The following is a 20,047-nucleotide window of genomic DNA, read 5'->3' on the forward strand; positions in this document are numbered from 1 at the left end:
GTTAATATAAATACCGAATACCTCACCCTATCAACCAAATAAACTATTATTTTAAAATAATAAGCAATCAAATAACCTGAGACAAACTCCAAGATAATAGGATTTGTAGCCAAATTAAACCACGCCATTATCCCTTGACTGATCTGCTCACCAAAGAACATTAAAATAAACTTAACAATAAAGATAACAACTAATGAGGAAATAATTGCTATCTGTCTTTTTTTATCAATTAGAATACTAATGCTTACTATAAGGTAAAAAAAAACTCATAGTTTAGTGTCCAGCCAACATCCAAAATGGGAGCACCATATGAAGGACTTCCCATTTTGGATTGGGGTAAAAAAGCTAGACTCTTGATCAAAGCCCAACGATCTGGATACGTAGAGTTAACTATATATTTTGTAAAAACATAGAGTATTGTGACGATACAATAAGCAGGCCAAATCCGGATAATTCTATTACACAGATACTTTGCAGAATTAGACAGTGATGAAGTACTTCCCGCAGTTGTATGACATGCTAAAAAACCACTGATGATGAAAAAAATATCAACACCTATATAGCCTTTGCGTAAAAATGTAGACTCTAACGGATGAATAAACCAACTATAATGGTAGAGTACTACAGTGATTACAGCAATTCCACGTAAGACTTCGATGGCTATTATATTACTTCTTTTATGAATTGACATATTCACCTCATTTCTAATAGAGGGGAACCCCTCTATTAGAATTCAATCAGAAAGTAAAATTCAAGCCTGCAGAGTAATAAATATCAGATACTTCATTCTTGACTTTAGGAAAGTCAGCAGTAATGAAAGCTTGAGATCTATTATTAATATTGAATGCCGTACCGAGTTTAATATTGAGTTTGGAACTATCTTTATTTTTTTCTAAAGCATTGAAGCTAGTATCTGTATTTTTTAAACTACCGCTGATAGAACTTTCTTGTTTATAAAGAGGGTGTATGTAGTTAATTTCGAAAAAAGGATTTATACGTTTATTCCTCGAAGAAAAATGCCAACCTGTAGAAAGATAAGTATCTGAAAAACGATGGCGGCTAAATTTCATCGAACTGCTCGTTGTAGACTGTTCAACAAAACCATTTACTTTTCCCTTTCTATAAAGTACCGAAATATGGGGGCCATAAATCAGCTGCTCGCCAAAGGTGAAGTCATACCCAGCATTGATTGAACCACTTAGATGGTTCCCTTTCGTAGTCGCCCGTTCTTTCCTTAATGCTTTACCAAGCGGAACAGTACGAGTGATATCATCAAATTTGATATCACCTACACTAACCTGGGTGGTTAACCAAGTTTTGCCGAGTACTAATTGCCCGAAAAGTGACAGCGTTTTATGAGTATAATCAGTTTGTAGAGCTGGGCTTAGTTCAAGGTGCTTAGTACTGCCGAGACTAAAAGCACCACCTATCGCAACCGCGTCATTGGCTTTAATGATGACGCCTAAATTACTGCGTCCTTCAGGTTGCTTTGATGAGGAGTTGTGAGCAACTCGTTGCCCTTGACCCCCCCCAAAAATTTGGTAGGGACGTGCCGTCAGCCTATTTTGACGATAAAATGAGAGTTGTGACATAAGAAAACTGTTTTGCCCAAACATCAAGTTTTGTACAGGTTCAGCAAGTTTAGTGACAACTAAAGGAGCATTAATTAAGGAAGTGATATATTGCGCGATAATCTTATGCGCTTCAGGACTTGGATGAAACCAATCTGAAAAAAGATAGGTTTGGTCATCATGCCATGACGATTCTGACTCATCACAGAACGGTGCGCCTACTCCAATCTGGCATACTGGTACCAAAATATTATCGAAGCCATAATTTAACGGATTATCGATCATTTCTTGGAAAAGACCATAACTATCAACGTAAGCGATATTCCCCTTTAACATTGAAAGGCTTGTTTCAAGATCATGATTGAATTGTTGAGTTAAGCGATTCTCCATAGAAAGTAGAGTACGATAAACGTTTGCGATAAGGTTATGAGGTAACTGCAAGCCATAATTATTAAGAACATTAGATAATGAGGTGATAATGGCTTCTTGGCGTTGCTCCTCGCCGTAGACATTCCCCTGCTGACGTAATGCGGTATCTTGGATCCTATATAATCTAGGAAGGTCCAAGATGTTGCCCCCCAACAGTATTTGTGAAAATCCAAATAATGACGTAGCGGTCCATGGACTGAGTCCAGCATTGGGGAGATTGGGTACGACAACGAGACCAGCGCCTTTTTCCAAAAGTGTTCCAACCTGTCTGGCAACAGCTTGTGGCGCATCAGAAAGCTGATAGTTAACACCATCGTTGAAGAGGTTTTTGAAATTGAATTTGAGTAAACTCATCTCTACATCGGTAGTAATATCATTGGCACCCGCCCAAAAGATATACAAACCCTCTTTATTCGCCTTACCATCATTTTTACTAAGATAGCTTTCAACTTGCTTTTCTGTTTTGTAAATAAGAAGAGGTGTGTTACTTGCTGTAGCACCTGATTGTGAGTAGTTGCTCCCCCCTTCTGTGCTGACGACTAAATTTTTATTAGTGAAATTTAAAGAGAGTATCTCATTGTAGAGAAGTGTATCGTGGCCAGAAATATATCTAGTTTTTGAACCAAAAAAGTCCATTGCCCCACCATCACTTAGACTATCTCCAAAGCTGATAACACTATCAAAAGCGATAGTCGGAGAAGTGAATAGAGATAAAAAAATCAGTGGGAAAAATGATTTTTTCATTTAACATCCTTATTAAATAATAATATTAATTATTGGTTAAATCTTTTTACAGCATCGAAATCGTAAAAATTAAAATACTTGTTATTTTCTATTTTATATGAGGAAACCTTGACTCCTTCTAGAAGTGCTTCGTTAATGCAAGCTGATAAATAAAATACATTATCTTTCGACCTTGATTTTATGATGGCTGATGTTGCTAACCTAAAAAATAGATCCGCTTGTTTAAAATAAAAGAAACTTGCTAAAGCTTCATTACTGACCGTATTTTTCTCGACCACCTCAACAATCGAATCAGAACTATCTCTTTTAACGTAAGACCATTTTGGATGAACTGATGGAAAACTAATTAACCCCACAGACACATCACATTGCCTATATGAATTAAGTATCGCTTGGCAATCTATATCCAAATATTGATCCGCTGAGGATATAATTAATTCGTCATCATCCTGCCAATGTTCGGCAGCCAGCAAACAAGTACAAAGAGCACCGGCAGTCATGTCAGTGACATTGATAAAGCTAGCATTTTCACCCACCACTCTTTTTATGATGTTATCTATTTGGTACTGCTTATTGGCAAAACTTGGTCTAACATAAACATTAATAAACTCATCATCGATTTTTTTTTGGTATTCCTGAGAGTATTCAAAAATAGTCTTACCTTCTATTTCATTTAACACTTTCGGGAAAAAGTTATCGGGCGTATTTCGATAAAGTTCTTTCCCCATCATAGGGGTAATTATCTTCAGCATAGAGTCCCTTCCAAAGAAGATATTTTTGATATGATATTAGTATAATTGACTTCTTCAATGTTTCTTACAGTTAACACATGAGCACCACTGGCTACAGCCGCTTTGATTCCATTGTCATTATCTTCAACGATTAAACATTCTGAAGGTAATAATTCCAACCTAGAGATAGCTTTAACGTAAATATCGGGGGACGGTTTACCCTTCACTACATCCTGGTTTGAAAGATAAAAATCGAAATAATCGAGAATATTCGCTTTGGAGAGCATTACTTCAATAGTCTTCTTAATCGAATTAGAGGCTACTGCTAGTTTGTAACCGTCTTGTGACAAACGTGAGAGCAAGTATTCGTGTTGGAACTGCGGATGACAACTGGTTTCCACTATTTCAAGTGTATACTTCTGCTTTAGTTGATCGATGAATTTGAATAACTTCAATGGAAGATTTTGTTCTTTATGTAAGGTCAATAGTTTTTCTTTAGTGGGTAAACCATCAAACCTTCGGAGGTGTTGTTCATAATCGATAGGCATGCCAAATAATTGCAACGCACGATTTAATGCATGATAATGCCACTCTCGAGCATCTATCAACACACCGTCCATATCAAAAATAACAGCTTTTATTTTATTTTTCATAGAAATAATCAATCACTTTTTCAATTTTATCAGTACAGAGCATTAATTGTTCGGAACTAAAGTATTCTTTTGATAGCGACTTTATTCCTTCCCACATTTCATTCTCATCTCTACGATGCAGTTCAGGAGAAACTATGCAGACTTTTTTACCCAACTCTAAATATTTTATTACCTCTTGATTATCTAAAGAGTTAACGCTAAAACTATCTAACCAAATACCTTTAGCATAAGAATAAAGTTGATTATCAATTTCATATTCGCTACGGCGCATAAATATGTTCATATTCTCATCTAAATATTGGAGCGTATCCGGAATAGACATATCGAAACAAAAATAGTTATCAACCTTATAAAATTTTAAGAATTCTTTTATATGTTTAGCTAAACCATCAGATTTTATATTTAGGGCTAACGGAAGACTATGATCATAACTGACGAATAATTCCAAAAAATCCTCAAATCTCATAGCATTATTAGAGGGTAGATCATGGCTTATCACTAACTCCCCGCAGTAATCCCTTATATCGGTTTCTGTTCCGTAACCCTGAGAGAATGATCTTTTGAAAGCAATCATTGAGTTTTTTTCGGTAGGATTAAGCCAATATCCTCTATGTGATATGGATATCATTTATAAAACTCCATTAATAATTATTCCCTACTTTTCAAATGCATAATGATTCGCCTAATCACCCCCCACCTTAATGGAAGATACAAAAAGAAATAGATAATTTTAAGGCACACGACTTTAGAGAAAAATCTGTAGCCGTATACTTTTTTTTTGTTATTATAAAATTGATTATTAATTTTTACCCAATCAGAGAAATGATAAATAGAATCTCTACCCTTATTATTATATTTATCACTATACTTAGGCCATACAAAACCCAGCTGCTCACTGCTGAAAGGTATAAAATTATTAATGTAATATCGCTCAGACGAAGAAGTTATCGCCATTCCCCTAGCATTATTACTAGGGTAATTGAAATCATGTATCCTACTTCTTATATAGTTAACCCATAAGTATTGCTCAGGAACCAAGCGCATTAAACTAAATATAGTTTTATTAAATATAATTTCAAATAGACTTTCATCTGCATCAGGTGAACTAAAAAAATTCAACACATCTTCTTTTTTACCAAGCATCATGATATCACCCGGGTGGAAGTTAAAAGGGCGGTATGAGCGGCTGTGCCGGGCAAAAAGGTTACAGTTAATAATCCTTTCAGAGAACAAAGAATACTTTTCCTCTCTGTCAAAACGCTTATCTATAATTTTTTTATGCAGAAATATTTTCTTAAGATTTCTATTGATAAAATAGCTATCAGTTCTTAATTTTACAACATATTCTCTTGTCGAGGCTTCCACTCCTTTTTTCGTAGAGTGAATCATCCTATTTATATTTAAAGCCCATTGATAGCCACCCTCTTTATAGAACAGAGGTCCAGGATCCACACTAAATATAATGTTAACATTTAAGTATTTTAGCTTTTCTATGAGGCGACTTTCCCTCTCTGAGCCTAGCAACCATGTAGAAAGTATTATCTCTGATAGTGGATAGAGAACTCTGACACGTTGAATGTTTTTTACTATTTCGCTACATTCATTATCGAAATCTACTTTCCCTTGAAATACAAATGATAACTGGTACATAAGACATTACTTCTTTTTTATCATCAATTGTAAAGTATTAACCAGACTTATTATGAAGTTAGTTATGGTAAAACCTATAAAACGCATAGAAAAACATTTTGTAATCGCCACTAACTCACCGTATCTCTGACTCTTTTCATAATGTGTATTAAGATTGAAAAAATTGTTCAGCTCATTTTTGTAGTCTTGATTTTTATCTGAAACTATATATATACAGGTGGAGTACTCTTTTCTAGTGAGAATCATCATTTTTATTAAAGTGATCAAATGCTCTCTATAAATATCGTACGTCTTGTCATTATGTACCTTCACAAAGATGATATAGTTATCATGCGTTAAATCTAAATTAAAACTCTTTACCTCTTCTAAGTTAAATCCTAACTTGGTGATGATGGAATTATCACTCTGAGTTACATCTATTTTTTTATTATACTCACTACTATTACACCATAAACCATACTCTTCTTCTGTAATACCTTTTATCTCTAGCTTCATCAATTATGTTTTCCAAAGTGTAGTGTCTTTTAAACAACGATATACTTTCTTAAGACTTTGAGGAAAATAGACTCCAGGTATAAAATATTTAAGGTTTATAGCTGAAATAACATTACCTAACCAACTCAAAAATCCTCTTTCGATAAACCAGTCATCGTTTTGCTTATAAAATGGCGAGGATGTGAAAGAATGAAATAGCTGATTATTTAAAATAAAGCTCATTACTAAAGTTTTTTTCTTAACTTTAGGGCTAGCAGAAGAAAACATAATTCTTATGATATCGTCATATTCATTTGGAGCCATCGACTCACATAAAATATAGAAAGAAAAATCTTTTATAAAAGAATCAATATTATCCAGTTTAACTGTAATGTCTCCAATTACTTTCTTGATGATAAGAAATCTGGACAAACCTGTCATACTTGAGCACGATACCAATAATAACGTTTGTTTACTTGCACCATACTTCCTCGAAAAAGTATAGATACGCTGCCGAGCCTCTTCCTTTGATATTCGAAAGAGTGGCTTTCTTTTTATAAATGGAAGGCGTTCCAGCACGCAGCGGGACATCGTGATGCGGCCTTTCAGGTTCTTTGTGGCTACATAACCATAATAGTGAATAACTGATCGAGAGTTCATGCTTTGAGTAATAGCATGTGGATTAATCCGGGAGGGAATGCCATAACTACTCATTCTTATCCCATACTCTATATCTTCATAGTCATTCCAAAATAAATTTTCATTTTGTGGATACTTTAACCAAAGGCTTCTCTTAGTTAAATATAAACTCCCGGTCAGGTAATCATGACCAAAGCTCGATCTCGCGGGATGTTGGTAACAGTAAAATAATTTACTAATTAGTTTTGTGTCTTTTCTATCGACACTATTAATATCAATTTCTTGCGTTAGATCTTGAGCTATAGTGTTGAAGTCTGAGTATTTTCTAGGTAGGAAATTATATCTATCTTGAAAATAAAATGATTGGAAAGCTGTTAACGGATAATAATCTCCGAATTCACTCACTGCACTAAAGAAGTTGAGAGGTAATAACACACGATCGTGTAAAATACATACATTCTCATAATTAGCGCTTTTGACTAATAGATTTTTCTTTTTAGTTAAATGATTCGATTTTCCGTCGCCCTCGTCATCAATAACTGCAACGTGTTGAAAATACTTAAAATCAACATGTGGTTTTCCACACAAAATAATTTCTTTATGTGGGATATCCAAATCCAGAATCCTTTCTACACAACGATTTAGAAAGATAGGATCATCACTTCCAACGGGTAAACAAAAACTCCAATAATCAAGATCCTTATCTTTTTCAATTAACAAGGGAGCTGTTTTTTTATACTTATAAATCTTATTATCGATAACTTCTATTAGTTCAAAGCTATTACGATAATATTCCTTTTGTAAAAATGACTCAACCTTTAGATCTTCTTCGATATAGAGATGACGATCCAAGTTCAATTGATGTGTGATGTCCCAAAAAATTTGGGCAAAAAATGGTGAGTCACATTGTATATTATGAAGGAATATATCTTCTCCAGATATATTACCTAATCGTTTGGTACCGTTTATTACAATACTCTTAGTTTTGTTTGATGAGTTAATTTTCGCAAAGGTGATTAAAGTAGTATTATCTAGCCCTAGATCGTCATAATATTTATTATCTAGTGTCCTGAATGTTTTTTTAAGCGATAAATTCTTATCATTTTTACAATGTATTATATCCATGGCGTTATCAAAAGTTAGTTGCTTTGACTAAAACATCAGAAGACTTAAATTTTTCGAGGTCATTAGGAATACCTAGCCCAAACATACCTTTAAATTCTTCGCCTATATTATAATGCCCGATTACCGCTGCGTTCCGATTAATAAGATAGTTATATACAGGTGCGACATAGAATTCGCCCATAGAATGATTATTCTCCGCTATCATTTTTTCTGCTGCGACACAAAAATCTTGTCCTCGTGCAAAATTATATATCCCTACTGAGGCCTCGGATGAAATGACTTCTTTCTCTCTTATTTCGACTACTCTTTCTTTGTCATTTAATCTTAAATATGACCATTTATCATCATTGGCTGTCATGGTCATGATCATCCCGTCGAGTTGATTACTATCTAATACATTTAAATAATCATTGATATCAATATCGATCCATTGATCGCAATTAGCAATCATCAACTGAGATTGATTATTGATGTATTCTTGTGATTTCAGAACGGTTTCGGCTGCTCCACCTGTAACTTTGTCAACTTCTAAAATAATACAGCTTTGACTTAGGTTTTTGAGTACCGTATACAGCGTAGTCTCTTGCAAGTGCTTCGATTGACAAATGAATATGAATCTATGCTCTCGATCAGGTTTAATGTTATTAACTACCAACTCGATCATTTTTTTATTATTGATAGTGATCATGGGTTTGGGGTCGAGATAACCCGCATTTTTAAAACGACTCCCTTTTCCAGCCATCGGAATTACAATGTTTATCATGATTATTCTTCACTTAGATATTTATCATCTTTAACACTAGGATATTTAACAACCACTGTGGTCACGTTGGTCAGTGCATAGAAATCTGTCTCTTCACCAGGAAATATTGTAACGATATCACCTTTCTTATATTTTTCTTTCTTCATTTCAGCCTCTCCTTCTATTATCACTGTGATTTCGGTAGCTATTTTATGAGTGTGAGGTTTTTCATAATCACCGACATGATAATGCTTTACAGCTATTTCAAAATCTTGTGTTAAACATACTGAAGGAAGAAAGTTTCCAACGAACCAACCTTTATACATAGTATCTAATCTATTTATTATCAATCTAACCACCCATTTATTAATATGACCGACTATTCAGAACTTTTTAATTACTGACAAATAAATATTTTGTCTAATTATATTTAAACAACCATATTTATTTCATAAAAAGGTCTATATATGGCTAGGTATTCGATTTGAGCGACATAGTATATCGATTTTTATACGCTGTAAAACGCATTTCACAATACTTGAACTATCTGTAATTTATTATAGCGATATTTTACTCTATAAAACATTATATTCACTATGCGAATATAGCTGTTAGATGAATTATTCAACATCAAAAGATCGTAGTTATAATAAACTACGACATTAAAAGTTTATTTTTAATATAAAATATAATAGATTACTTTTTACAATAATATTTTATAGGCTTAATTATTAATTTTCATTATCTATTTAATGAAATAACCTTTCAGCTTCTAACATCTAAGAAATATATTATTGAAATATTAACGGAAGGAGGGAGTTATTTAGAAAATATCATCGGGTGTTATACCGACAATGATTTCGAGTGCACTACGTAAGAGAAGTGATTTGTCGATATCATGGGATAATTCGAGTTGTTTTACTAAGCTTATGATAATTGCCTTATTACTGATAGTACCCGTCTCCATCAATAATGTTTTCACAGTTCTTCCAAGAATTTTTTTTTCTTTTTCGAAGCGATTGTCGATGGTTGAGATAAAATCTACCGCCAAGGTTGCGTGCCCCATCAGACGGTAGTCAGCACTGTCTGTGAGCGTGTTGAATGACTTAGGAGGCATATCTCCTAGAAAGAAATCAATGTTTAGTGTCATAGCGGTGAAGTGTATTGCTGCTTTCGAACAAAGAGCTTTGATTACGGAGAAATTGGCTTCGTTCTTGGTAATTTTTAGAGATGCTTTGTTTAATCTCGACGATGCCTTGTAAACACGCCTCAGTTCTTTGCTGATTGACGGATATCTCTGCCATATCGGTCAATTGAGTCAGTAGGGATGAGGTCGTTATTGGACCACCCGACTTTAACAGTGCGATCACGGCTTCTCCTATGATGTCATCCACACATTTTTGAGTAAAGCCGCACTCGTTGACCATTAGTTCAATTCTCTTTCAAGTACCATTAACATCAAATCTTGATAACGTTTGATCTCCTCATCACTCTCTGCAAGCTCAATACAGTTCATGAGTTTGGCACAGATACTTTTGCGATTAAGGCTTTTACCCGATTCGAGTAACTCGACGATGAGTCTCCCCATCAGTTGATCATCAGATAAATTTTCAATCATTGAAAAAGAGTTATTTTGCTTGGCAAGAGAAAATTCATGGTTTTGCTGACGCATTTCTAGCTCCTTGTCTATTCATAGGCCGCTAACTATTCCCTACAAAATAAACAAATTACACGCACTTGTACAGATAAGATTAAATAAATTGCTGTATTAAAGGATTCTTTACATATTAAGAGGGAGGTGAAGGGGGACGAGGGCTTGCTATGGAGGTACAAGCCCTACTAGTTACGGTTAATCCTCATCGCGAGAAACCACGAGTCGTAAATCGGCCGGCGAACGGAGCGATGCGGATTCTAATTTATCCAGCCATCCGGCACGCTCTGGGGTGAGGCAGCCTAAACCTAGGTAACCCAGTAACCAGCGTCTTACTTCATGCATCAGTAGCAAACGGACTTCATCAGTTTCGCTTTCGGCCATTGCTTTAAGTTCGCTAACTAAATTATCCGTGGTGACTTCTTCCCTGTTGAAGATAAGGCGGATGGTAACTTCACCAATCAATTCATTACGCTTTACTTCATCAGAAATATACAAATAAACCTCCTTACATTGGAGTATGACATAACAACTTACTACATCTCTGAGTATAGCCCAACAATGCATTAATTCTAGTTCTAAGGCCTACCTGAGCGTTTAGTGAAGACGCAATACTCGTACCCTTAGGTCGAAATTAAGCTAAGTATAGGAGTTTATAAGTAACAATGTAAAGATATCCACATTAACACCATGATAAATATCGGAATTTATAGGAATTCATATTCAAATTTTTCCATAAAATTTATCAATTTTCTTCGTGTACATGAGTACCTTCGCTTGTAGAGATTAGCGGATAAATAATAACTCTATGATTTATAAGATTTTAAATCCTAATATTTTCGCTTTATTTTCTTCCCTCTTACTTAACTTTAACCTCTTATCCGTAAAGGGTAAGAATTAATTAAGATCTTTCCTATCTTTAAAGCTGCTTGGCGAGCTGGAGAGCACCGTCTAACGCATCACCTTTGGGCTCAACCAACCTCTTACGCAAATTTGTAGAGAGCCAAGGAGTTAAAGGTTTAGCCATGCCCCCAAATAATGCAATGTCATGCTGTGAGTCTTGCATAAGCGCGTTGATCATTATTTCAGCCTCAGCGGCGCAGGTTTTAACGAGATCCAATGCATGAGGATCATGTTGTAATGCGTAATCAAAAATACACTTAGCATACTGCGCCCAATCTTTGGGTTGGGCATGTTGAGTCCATAACAGCATTCTCTCTGCATTATGTTGAAATGTGCTCATGATATGATGCGTACAAGGGCTTTCGGCCAAGATCTTTTCATGTGCCAGCAGTGCCAAACGTAATGCTTTGTGCCCGAGTACGGCCCCTGAGGCAAGATCGGATAACATGACCCCCCATCCCCCGATCAGTTGAAAACGGTGACCGTCCCAAGTAGCACCTTGGCTGCCTGTCCCACAGATAAATATGGTACCGGGTCGACCTTGGTGGGCGCCGATACAGGCAGTTTCTACATCAGAAAGAATTTTGTGTCGTAGACCAGGAATATGCCACTGCGCGAGCCGTTGAAGAACACTTGGTACATTCGCACCTGCCAGCCCAGCGACTAAAGCACTCTCTTCGTATCGGCTTAGCGGTAAGTTTGCGAGGGTAAAAAGTTCAGTGATCACTGCCTCGACCTCCACTAATGCCGACTCAAAATGACTGTAGACGTTTCCTGTCCCACCGCGACACTCGGCAAGCAGGCTACCCTGACTATCGACTAAACGTCCGCGACAATGTGTTCCGCCGCCATCTATACCTATTCTATACGTTGACATCTTCCCTCTCTTTTTCCTCGACGCGAGGAATGTCCATTATTTATGTGCCAAGACTCTTCGTTGAGAATTAGCTGATAACCGTCACCACTGCGAATCCTAATGCGGTCATCAATAAGGAGCCGATTACATGCACCAGTATTGACCCTATGGCCCACAAATAGTTTCCAATCTGTAGCTGAGAAAAAACCTCCACCGAAAATGTTGAGAATGTGGTCATTCCGCCACAGAGTCCGGTTGTAATAAGCACTTTCCAGTAAGGATCAAGTTGTGGTTGACGTAGAAAATAGGCTGTTGCTCCACCGATAATAAAACCACCAAGCAAATTAACCAGTAAGGTTCCTGGCGGTAAATTAGGGAATAGGCTATTTAACCTCAGTGTTAACAACCAACGAATCACACACCCTAATGAGCCTCCAATGATGACGGCTAATAATGATTTGAACATCTTATCCTCCAAAGAGAAAGCATGAGTTGATAGGGAGTTTTTGACTATTGAGCGTTAATCCGTCCTCCAATCGACGTGGGAGACTCGGATAAAGGAAATATTGTACGGAAAAGGTTACTGGCATAGTTTTTTCATCACGAGTCCTGACATATAAGCCATTAGCATGGGTAACGTTATATATCAGGCGTCATCATCCAAGAGAATCTTGGCGGTTGGGAAAGGTGGAGCACCATCACCTTATTAGGGAGCATACTGGATAGGGTCATCCTCTGCAAGCTGTGACGAATCGCTCAGTTGAATAGTATTAATGCGAGATAAATCAGGAGGATTTGGTGCTTAGGTCATTGTAGAAATGACAAAGCCCCGCATTTCTGCGAGGCCTTTGAAAGAGTGGTGCCCGAACTCGGAATCGAACCAAGGACACGGGGATTTTCAATCCCCTGCTCTACCGACTGAGCTATTCGGGCAACGGGGCGAATTAAACCCTATTCACGCTGCCTCGTCAACACTCTTTGTTAAAATTAAATCCGTTTGCTCAACTTTGCGACAACTTGCTGAGTTTACCATCATCTAGGCTGAGCTATAGCAGGTTTCGGCGTCGCGGTAGTCACCGGTTCTGTGGGTGTCGCCAAGATTGCTCCTGGATGGGCACTTTCTACCGGTAGCATCGCGGGGACACCCTGGCCCGGCGTTAAACTGGTATCCGAGTCATGTGGCAGTATGATGTGGTCGAGTATTTTACGCATCACAGGCGCCGCCACTACACCGTCACTCCCTCCATTTTCCAAAATCAGGGTAACGGCAACTTTAGGATCATCGAAGGGTGCGAAGGCCGTATAGAAGATATGATCACGTAAACGTACAGGGATCATTTTGGCATTATAGACTTGGTTTTGACGCAAGCTAAAGACCTGGGAGGTACCACTCTTCGCGGCAATACCATAGGGGGCGGTATGGAAGTATTTATAACCCGTTCCATTTGGGGCATTCGCCATACCGAACATCGCGCGACGCACCAGTCCCCAGTATGGAGAATCCGCCGTTCCCACCTGAGTAAATTCTTCTGGTGCTTTATAAGGCTCGACTTGATTCCCCAACTGCTGCTTCTGTAGCAAGTGAGGGATCATGACTTTACCGTTGTTTAACAACGTAACGAGTGCCTTCTCCATTTGAATTGGCGTAGCAATCCAATACCCTTGTCCAATACCCACGGAGATGGTATCACCTTGGTACCACGCCTTTTTGCGCGCCTTCAATTTCCATTCACGGCTAGGAAGTAGGCCACGGTACTCTTCATTAAGGTCAATACCCGATAACTTGCCGTAACCGAATTGACTCAACATATGATGTATTCGGTCGATACCCATCATGTAAGCGACTTGATAGAAGAAGGTATCGGCTGACTCTTCGATAGCCCGCGTAACATTCAACATACCGTGGCCTGTTTTTTTCCAGTCACGATAGCGTCGGTCGGTTCCAGGGAGCGTCCAGGTTGGCGCACCGAAGAAACTCGTCTGCGGTGTAATCACATTATTTAATAGCGCAGACATCGCCATATAGGGTTTAACCGTCGAGGCGGGAGGATAGAGTCCTTGAGTCACTCGGTTAATCAATGGCAAGTCTTTATCTTGCAGTAACTGTTTGTAAGATTGATAGCTTATCCCTTTAACAAACGGGTTTGGATCGTAACTGGGGCTTGATACCATCGCGAGGACGGAACCATCATGCGGATCTTCGACCAATACTGCAGCACGTTGGCCCACGAGCTGGCTTTCAACATATTGTTGTAAATGTAAATCTAGGGTCAGCCAGATATTCTTTCCAGCTGTCGGTGGCACTTCGTTCAACACACGTATGATACGCCCGTGGTTATCCACCTCGACCTCTTGATAGCCGGTTTTACCGTGTAGTGCTGACTCATAATAGCCTTCGATGCCCTGCTTACCGATATTATGATCGGCAGCGTAGTTTTCGCCAACGCCCTCTGCATTCAGGCGTTGCGCATCGCGGTCATTGATTTTCGAGACATAGCCTACGACATGTGCCAAGGAGGCGCCATAAGGGTAAAAACGATCTTGGAACGAGTTAATACTCACCCCAGGAAAACGGTATTCATTGACTGAGAAGCGGGCAATCTCTTCCTCACTCAACTCTTCTTTAACGATAATCGGCTTATAGCGGCTTGTCGATTTCAGGCGTTTTTTGAAATCTACGATATCTTCTGGCGTAAGACCAATAATCGGCGCCAATTGATCCAACGTATCCTTCATATTAGTGATGTTGTAAGGTGTCAACTGGAGATCGTATTGCGTCACGTTTTGAACCAGCGGGATCCCATTACGGTCATAAATCATCCCACGCGTAGGCGCAATGGGGATCATTTTGATGTCGTTAGCATTGGATCGTGTTTGGTAATAAGCGTGTTGCCGAATCTGTAAGCGCCAGAGGTTAATTACGAGAATGGTAAAGCATAGGCATACAAAGCCTAACGCCACCAGCGCTCGACGGGTAAATAATTTTTTTTCAGTTTCAAAATTACGCAGATTCATCGACAACAACTATTGGAGGGCCACAAAATTCAACGCCTATAATAATGGGATTCACTCTTAGCGCCAGTAACATTCGACGCTGAGACGAGATAAAGTGTGTCATTTAATAACAAAGAAGAGCGCCATAAGCGCTCTTCTGCCTAACGATGATACGGATTAACTCACGAATTAGTCACCTAGCAATACAGATTCCAGAGCAATCTTAATCATATCGTTGAAGGTGGTTTGACGCTCTTCAGCGGTCGTTTGCTCATGAGTACGGATATGGTCTGAAACCGTACAAATAGCTAACGCTTTCGCACCAAATTCTGCTGCAACACCATAGATTCCAGCAGCTTCCATTTCAACCCCTAAAATGCCGTATTTTTCCATTACATCAAACATTTCAGGCTGAGGAGAGTAAAAGAGATCGGCAGAGAAGATATTTCCCACTTTTGCTTCTACGCCCAATGCTTTCGCCGCCGTTACCGCATTGTTGACCATATCGAAATCGGCAATCGCAGCAAAGTCGTGATCCTTAAAGCGCATACGGTTCACTTTCGAATCTGTACTGGCTCCAAGCCCAATCACGACATCACGTAGTTTGATCTGAGGCAGTACTGCGCCGCAAGAGCCAACGCGAATAATTTTCTTTACACCAAACTCAGTAATCAGCTCTTTCGCATAGATCGAACAAGATGGAATACCCATTCCGTGTCCCATCACTGAAATTTTTCGTCCTTTATAGGTGCCGGTAAAACCCAGCATACCGCGAACGTTGTTAACTTCTACCGCGTTTTCAAGAAAGTTTTCTGCGATAAACTTCGCACGTAACGGATCACCCGGCATCAATACGACGTCAGCGAAATCACCCATTTCTGCATTAATATGTGGAGTTGCCATCTTTATCTTTTCCTTTTTACATTGTCGGCAGGGCTAATAAGCCACCCGATCACAATTAAAATAGTGCTTTACCGTATTGCATCGGCTCTAGCTCAAAAAATTTCGCTAAGGTTTGCCCTATGTCGGCAAAGGTCTTGCGCTGCCCCAATGAACCGGGCGTCACACCCGGGCCATAGATCAAGATTGGAATATGTTCACGTGTGTGGTCCGTTCCAGACCACGTTGGATCACAACCGTGATCCGCCGTCAGAAGGAGAATATCACCTTCCTGCACTTGGGCCATTAACTCAGGAAGGCGGCGATCGAATAGCTCCAAGCCGCCTGCATAACCTGGCACATCTCGACGATGGCCCCAACTTGAATCGAAGTCGACAAAGTTAGTAAAGACTATGCTGTTATCTGGCGCCTGCTCCATTTCCTTGATCGTGGCATCGAAGAGAGCATCGAGTCCAGTGGCCTTCACTTTTTTGGTGATACCCTGTTCAGCATAAATATCTGCAATTTTACCTACGGAAATCACCTCTCCCCCAGCCTGTTTAAGCTTGGCAAGGACGGTAGGTGAAGGCGGTTCCACTGCTAAATCGTGTCGATTACCCGTACGCTCAAACTGCCCTGTTTTCTCGCCAATAAACGGACGTGCGATAACCCGGCCAATGTTGTAGCCACCATCGGTTAACAATTTGCGAGCAATTTCGCATAATTGATATAAGCGCTCTAGACCGAAAGTCTCTTCATGGCAAGCAATCTGGAATACAGAGTCTGCAGAGGTATAAAAGATCGGTTTACCTGAGCGCATATGTTCTTCGCCCAACGCATCCAAAATCACGGTGCCGGATGAATGGCAGTTACCCAAGTAGCCTGGTAATTCCGCCTCTTCCACCAACTGCTTTAGTAGCGTTTCTGGAAAGGAGTTCTCTTTCTCAGGAAAGTAGCCCCAATCGAAAAGGACCGGCACACCAGCAATTTCCCAGTGTCCAGAAGGCGTGTCTTTACCTGAGGAGAGCTCTTGCGCGCTGGCATAAGCACCAATAACCTCAACATCGCCGTCCATACCTGCTGCAATCTTTCCGGTTGAGATCTCTGCGGCTTTCACTAAGCCGAGCGAGGTTAAATTCGGCAGCGTCAGCGGCCCTTTTCGGCCCTGATCGGCTAAGCCTTGTGCACAGGCTTCAGCAATATGACCAAAGGTATCTGACCCTTTATCGCCAAATTTTTGCGCATCTTGGCTGGCACCAATTCCGAATGAATCAAGAACCATTACAAAGGCACGTTTCATACTCATCTCCTTAATAAGGCCAGTGAGATAAAAAATTATCGATCAGAACAGTATGCACCGATTATCAGTAAGAGTCTCAATATTTCGCTTGTAGGTCTTGTTCGCCTTCACCGCAGGTTGCTAATAAGCTACTTAATAGACCTGATGCACCAAAACGAAAATGTCGTTTATCAGCCCAATCTGGACCTAATACCTCGGCGGCGAGTGCCAAATAAGCCGCGGCATCTTCGGTAGTGCGCACGCCACCCGCCGCTTTGAAGCCTACGTCCGCTTTGTTTTTATCACGGATCACTTCTAGCATGATACGTGCAGCGTCTAGTGTAGCGTTGACGGGGACCTTACCGGTTGAGGTTTTGATAAAGTCGGCCCCGGCATCGATAGCAATTTCGCTGGCTTGGCGAATGAGTTCGGCTTGTGTTAACTCACCGCTTTCAATGATGACTTTCAGTAATACGCCACTCAATGCGCAGACGCTTTTACACTCTTTAACCAGATTGAAACCGATCTCCGCATCACCGGCTTGCAGCGCGCGCCAAGGGAAAACGACATCCACCTCATCAGCACCACTCGCAATGGCCGCACGGGTTTCAGCTACGGCTACGGTGATATCAGCATTGCCATGAGGAAAGTTGGTGACAGTTGCAATTTTAATTTCAGGCGTTTCTTGCAATTGTAACGTCTGACGTGCCGTCGCAATAAATTGCGGGTAGATGCATACTGCAGCGGTGTTCCCTAGAGTGCTTTTAGCCTGCTGACAAAGAGCTATAACTTTTTGCTCGGTATCATCCTCGTTTAGCGTGGTTAAATCCATCAGCCCTAAAGCAAATTTAGCGGTCTGGGTTAAATCAGTCATTATCCGTTACTCAATCTTAATATTTTGGCAATTATACCAAACTGTTAACAATTTAGTGTGAGCTATTAGCAAGATGTATCACCTCACCTTAAAAATTAGGATAATACCGCCGATAATTTTGGGAAAAGACGTAGACTATTTTGCCAAGCACAGTCTCGGATCTTCTCAACCGATTCGCCTCTCAATTCCGCCAGTATCTGGCAGACCGTGACGACGCGTTCCGGCCGATTGACTTCACCTTGATAACCGTTGAGCGGCATATCCGGAGCGTCGGTCTCTAGCACTAACTGCTCTAGCGGAACTCTCGCCAATGCTTCTCGCGTTTTATTTGCACGTGGATAGCTAATACTGCCCCCCACTCCAAGATAAAACCCCAAGTCGATAAAACGTTTTGCTTGTTGATAGCTTCCTGTAAAGCCGTGGATTACACCCGTCGCCGGCAGTGCAGTATCCTTGAGTACCTTCGATAAGGGATCATGGCTTTTGCGCGAGTGGAGAATAACCGGGAGGTTATACTCTTTAGCTAATCGCAGTTGAAGCGATAGAATTTCCCATTGACGTGACGCTAAAGCTGCTAATTCGTTGGTAAAGAAATCGACGCCAATTTCGCCAATGGCTATCACTTCATCGTGGTTATCCAACCGGTGTCGTAGTTGGAGTAAATCTTGATCATGGTGTTGAGCCGTCCACAAAGGGTGTAGGCCTAGCGCGGGGAAAATTTCGGGAGTAGAACGGGCAAGGCGTAAAATAGAATCAAACTCTGTTACCTGTGTCGCTGGCGTTACGATCGCTTGAAGCTGGGCTTTCCGAATAAGGTTAAGGCTTTGCGTAAAATACTGTGCAAAGATGGGAAAATTAAAATGGCAGTGGGTATCAATATAAGGCATAGGGAGTAAAAGTATATGCTAGCGTCCTTGCTAGCCAGATTCGTCATACCCGTACTATAACTTCTTGCGTCCGGTAAAGAGACTCACTAAGAATAAAATAATACCCACAACGAAGACAATCTTCGCGGCCCAAGCAGCCGTGCCGGCTAAAGAACCAAAGCCGAGTGCGGCAGCAATCAATGCGACAACTAGAAAAATAATACCCCAACGAAACATAAGCCACTCCTTATTGAATTCAATCTGCTTAACAGCACATGATGGATGTAATTACTCAGCTTTAGACAGACTAGCGTTCTACCTTCAGCTCATTTTTGACTTTTTGAACACCTGAAATTTTGTTAACCAGTTTTTCTGCTTGCTGCTTTTCCGAGTCGGTGGGCACCGCGCCAGTTAGAAAAACTTCACCGTGCCGCGTCGCTACATGGAGATGACGGGTCGTGATCTGTTTATCAGCAAAGAGGCGCATGATAGCTTCGCTCGTCGTGGCAACATCGCTGGCATAAACTTTGACCGAACTCTCATTTGAACGTCGAACGCGCAATTGATTGTCCAAGTTGTCGACGCCAGGTATGTTCTGAACTAATAGTCGAACAGCGTTTTTGTCTTTCATCGTCGACACAAAACCACTGACCGTTACCTTTCCTTGTTCAGTATTTACAGATAAAGAAGCGACTTGAATCTTTTTATCGTCCAAGATAGCTGCTTTGACTTTAGCCGTTACCGTGGTATCACTCAGAAAATGGCCAACATGATGGACCGATTGGCTCACTAACGAATCACTCTGTTGGGCGGTAACCTCTAAACTTCCCAGAGCGCTAAGGCCTAACACCATTAGCACAACTGTTTTAATATTTAATTTCACTTTCATAGTATTTTTTTCTCGGAGAGCACTCGTTAACCGCTCCCTGAGAAAGTCGTATTTTTTCCTTCAATCGGCATTGTAATAAGAATAGTAGAGTTTATTTT

General features: G+C 39.9%; 23 protein-coding genes, 1 tRNA gene and 1 riboswitch. All 24 genes read right to left on the reverse strand.

Annotated features, from left to right (window positions below):
* Window positions 1–247: 247 nt before the first annotated feature.
* Window positions 248–691 (reverse strand): acyltransferase family protein, encoded by a 444-nt coding sequence (locus MKR94_RS05655; RefSeq protein WP_241646022.1) that lies wholly within the window; start codon window positions 689–691, stop codon window positions 248–250.
* Window positions 692–737: 46 nt separating this feature from the next.
* Window positions 738–2,744 (reverse strand): autotransporter domain-containing protein, encoded by a 2,007-nt coding sequence (locus MKR94_RS05660; protein ID WP_241646024.1) that lies wholly within the window; start codon window positions 2,742–2,744, stop codon window positions 738–740.
* 29 nt (window positions 2,745–2,773) lie between these two features.
* On the reverse strand, window positions 2,774–3,496 hold the full coding sequence (locus MKR94_RS05665) for a glycosyltransferase family protein (protein ID WP_241646026.1): 723 nt from the start codon (window positions 3,494–3,496) through the stop codon (window positions 2,774–2,776).
* The gene (locus tag MKR94_RS05670) at window positions 3,490–4,128 is read right to left on the reverse strand and encodes an HAD family hydrolase (protein WP_241646028.1); all 639 of its coding nucleotides are present in this window, start codon (window positions 4,126–4,128) and stop codon (window positions 3,490–3,492) included. Before MKR94_RS05670 ends, MKR94_RS05665 begins: the two co-directional genes overlap by 7 nt.
* Window positions 4,118–4,756, reverse strand: coding sequence for a PI-PLC domain-containing protein (locus tag MKR94_RS05675; RefSeq protein WP_241646030.1), 639 nt, complete (start codon window positions 4,754–4,756; stop codon window positions 4,118–4,120). Before MKR94_RS05675 ends, MKR94_RS05670 begins: the two co-directional genes overlap by 11 nt.
* Before the next feature lie 20 nt (window positions 4,757–4,776).
* The gene (locus tag MKR94_RS05680; protein WP_241646032.1) at window positions 4,777–5,778 is read right to left on the reverse strand and encodes a WavE lipopolysaccharide synthesis family protein; all 1,002 of its coding nucleotides are present in this window, start codon (window positions 5,776–5,778) and stop codon (window positions 4,777–4,779) included.
* A gap of 6 nt (window positions 5,779–5,784) precedes the next feature.
* Window positions 5,785–6,273: a hypothetical protein gene (locus tag MKR94_RS05685; RefSeq protein WP_241646033.1), complete on the reverse strand. Its 489-nt coding sequence runs from the start codon at window positions 6,271–6,273 to the stop codon at window positions 5,785–5,787.
* 3 nt (window positions 6,274–6,276) lie between these two features.
* The gene (locus MKR94_RS05690) at window positions 6,277–8,016 is read right to left on the reverse strand and encodes a hypothetical protein (RefSeq protein WP_241646035.1); all 1,740 of its coding nucleotides are present in this window, start codon (window positions 8,014–8,016) and stop codon (window positions 6,277–6,279) included.
* A 7-nt stretch (window positions 8,017–8,023) separates the two neighbouring features.
* Window positions 8,024–8,779 carry a glycosyltransferase family 2 protein gene (locus MKR94_RS05695; protein WP_241646037.1) on the reverse strand — a complete coding sequence of 252 codons (756 nt, stop codon included), beginning with the start codon at window positions 8,777–8,779 and terminating at the stop codon, window positions 8,024–8,026.
* 2 nt (window positions 8,780–8,781) lie between these two features.
* Window positions 8,782–9,084, reverse strand: a complete 303-nt coding sequence (locus MKR94_RS05700) for a cupin domain-containing protein (RefSeq protein WP_241646039.1) — start codon at window positions 9,082–9,084, stop codon at window positions 8,782–8,784.
* Window positions 9,085–9,581: 497 nt separating this feature from the next.
* Window positions 9,582–9,875, reverse strand: coding sequence for a biofilm development regulator YmgB/AriR family protein (locus MKR94_RS05705; RefSeq protein WP_241646041.1), 294 nt, complete (start codon window positions 9,873–9,875; stop codon window positions 9,582–9,584).
* Window positions 9,876–9,891: 16 nt separating this feature from the next.
* Window positions 9,892–10,128: a hypothetical protein gene (locus tag MKR94_RS05710; RefSeq protein WP_241611182.1), complete on the reverse strand. Its 237-nt coding sequence runs from the start codon at window positions 10,126–10,128 to the stop codon at window positions 9,892–9,894.
* A 56-nt stretch (window positions 10,129–10,184) separates the two neighbouring features.
* Window positions 10,185–10,430 carry a hypothetical protein gene (locus tag MKR94_RS05715; protein ID WP_241646044.1) on the reverse strand — a complete coding sequence of 82 codons (246 nt, stop codon included), beginning with the start codon at window positions 10,428–10,430 and terminating at the stop codon, window positions 10,185–10,187.
* A gap of 177 nt (window positions 10,431–10,607) precedes the next feature.
* On the reverse strand, window positions 10,608–10,907 hold the full coding sequence (locus tag MKR94_RS05720; RefSeq protein WP_048913606.1) for a hypothetical protein: 300 nt from the start codon (window positions 10,905–10,907) through the stop codon (window positions 10,608–10,610).
* 421 nt (window positions 10,908–11,328) lie between these two features.
* Window positions 11,329–12,189 (reverse strand): glucosamine kinase nucleotide-binding domain-containing protein, encoded by an 861-nt coding sequence (locus tag MKR94_RS05725; RefSeq protein WP_241646046.1) that lies wholly within the window; start codon window positions 12,187–12,189, stop codon window positions 11,329–11,331.
* 67 nt (window positions 12,190–12,256) lie between these two features.
* Window positions 12,257–12,634, reverse strand: coding sequence for a fluoride efflux transporter CrcB (crcB, locus tag MKR94_RS05730; RefSeq protein ID WP_241646048.1), 378 nt, complete (start codon window positions 12,632–12,634; stop codon window positions 12,257–12,259).
* 174 nt (window positions 12,635–12,808) lie between these two features.
* Window positions 12,809–12,880, reverse strand: a riboswitch (Fluoride riboswitch).
* A 145-nt stretch (window positions 12,881–13,025) separates the two neighbouring features.
* Window positions 13,026–13,101, reverse strand: a tRNA-Phe gene (locus MKR94_RS05735).
* 99 nt (window positions 13,102–13,200) lie between these two features.
* On the reverse strand, window positions 13,201–15,183 hold the full coding sequence (gene mrdA, locus MKR94_RS05740) for a penicillin-binding protein 2 (protein ID WP_241646050.1): 1,983 nt from the start codon (window positions 15,181–15,183) through the stop codon (window positions 13,201–13,203).
* Window positions 15,184–15,351: 168 nt separating this feature from the next.
* Window positions 15,352–16,065: a purine-nucleoside phosphorylase gene (deoD, locus tag MKR94_RS05745; protein WP_048912690.1), complete on the reverse strand. Its 714-nt coding sequence runs from the start codon at window positions 16,063–16,065 to the stop codon at window positions 15,352–15,354.
* A gap of 55 nt (window positions 16,066–16,120) precedes the next feature.
* The gene (deoB, locus tag MKR94_RS05750; RefSeq protein WP_241646052.1) at window positions 16,121–17,341 is read right to left on the reverse strand and encodes a phosphopentomutase; all 1,221 of its coding nucleotides are present in this window, start codon (window positions 17,339–17,341) and stop codon (window positions 16,121–16,123) included.
* Between the two features lie 76 nt (window positions 17,342–17,417).
* A complete protein-coding gene (gene deoC / locus MKR94_RS05755) occupies window positions 17,418–18,194 on the reverse strand; it encodes a deoxyribose-phosphate aldolase (RefSeq protein WP_241646053.1) in 777 nt (258 codons plus the stop codon).
* A gap of 95 nt (window positions 18,195–18,289) precedes the next feature.
* Window positions 18,290–19,081: a TatD family hydrolase gene (locus tag MKR94_RS05760; RefSeq protein WP_241646056.1), complete on the reverse strand. Its 792-nt coding sequence runs from the start codon at window positions 19,079–19,081 to the stop codon at window positions 18,290–18,292.
* A gap of 54 nt (window positions 19,082–19,135) precedes the next feature.
* Window positions 19,136–19,297, reverse strand: a complete 162-nt coding sequence (locus MKR94_RS05765; RefSeq protein ID WP_092673132.1) for a DUF1328 domain-containing protein — start codon at window positions 19,295–19,297, stop codon at window positions 19,136–19,138.
* Between the two features lie 70 nt (window positions 19,298–19,367).
* Window positions 19,368–19,949: a BON domain-containing protein gene (locus tag MKR94_RS05770; protein ID WP_241646058.1), complete on the reverse strand. Its 582-nt coding sequence runs from the start codon at window positions 19,947–19,949 to the stop codon at window positions 19,368–19,370.
* Window positions 19,950–20,047: the final 98 nt, after the last annotated feature.

Origin of the sequence: Rosenbergiella metrosideri (genome assembly GCF_022602565.1) — a bacterium.
GTDB classification, from domain to species: domain Bacteria; phylum Pseudomonadota; class Gammaproteobacteria; order Enterobacterales; family Enterobacteriaceae; genus Rosenbergiella; species Rosenbergiella metrosideri.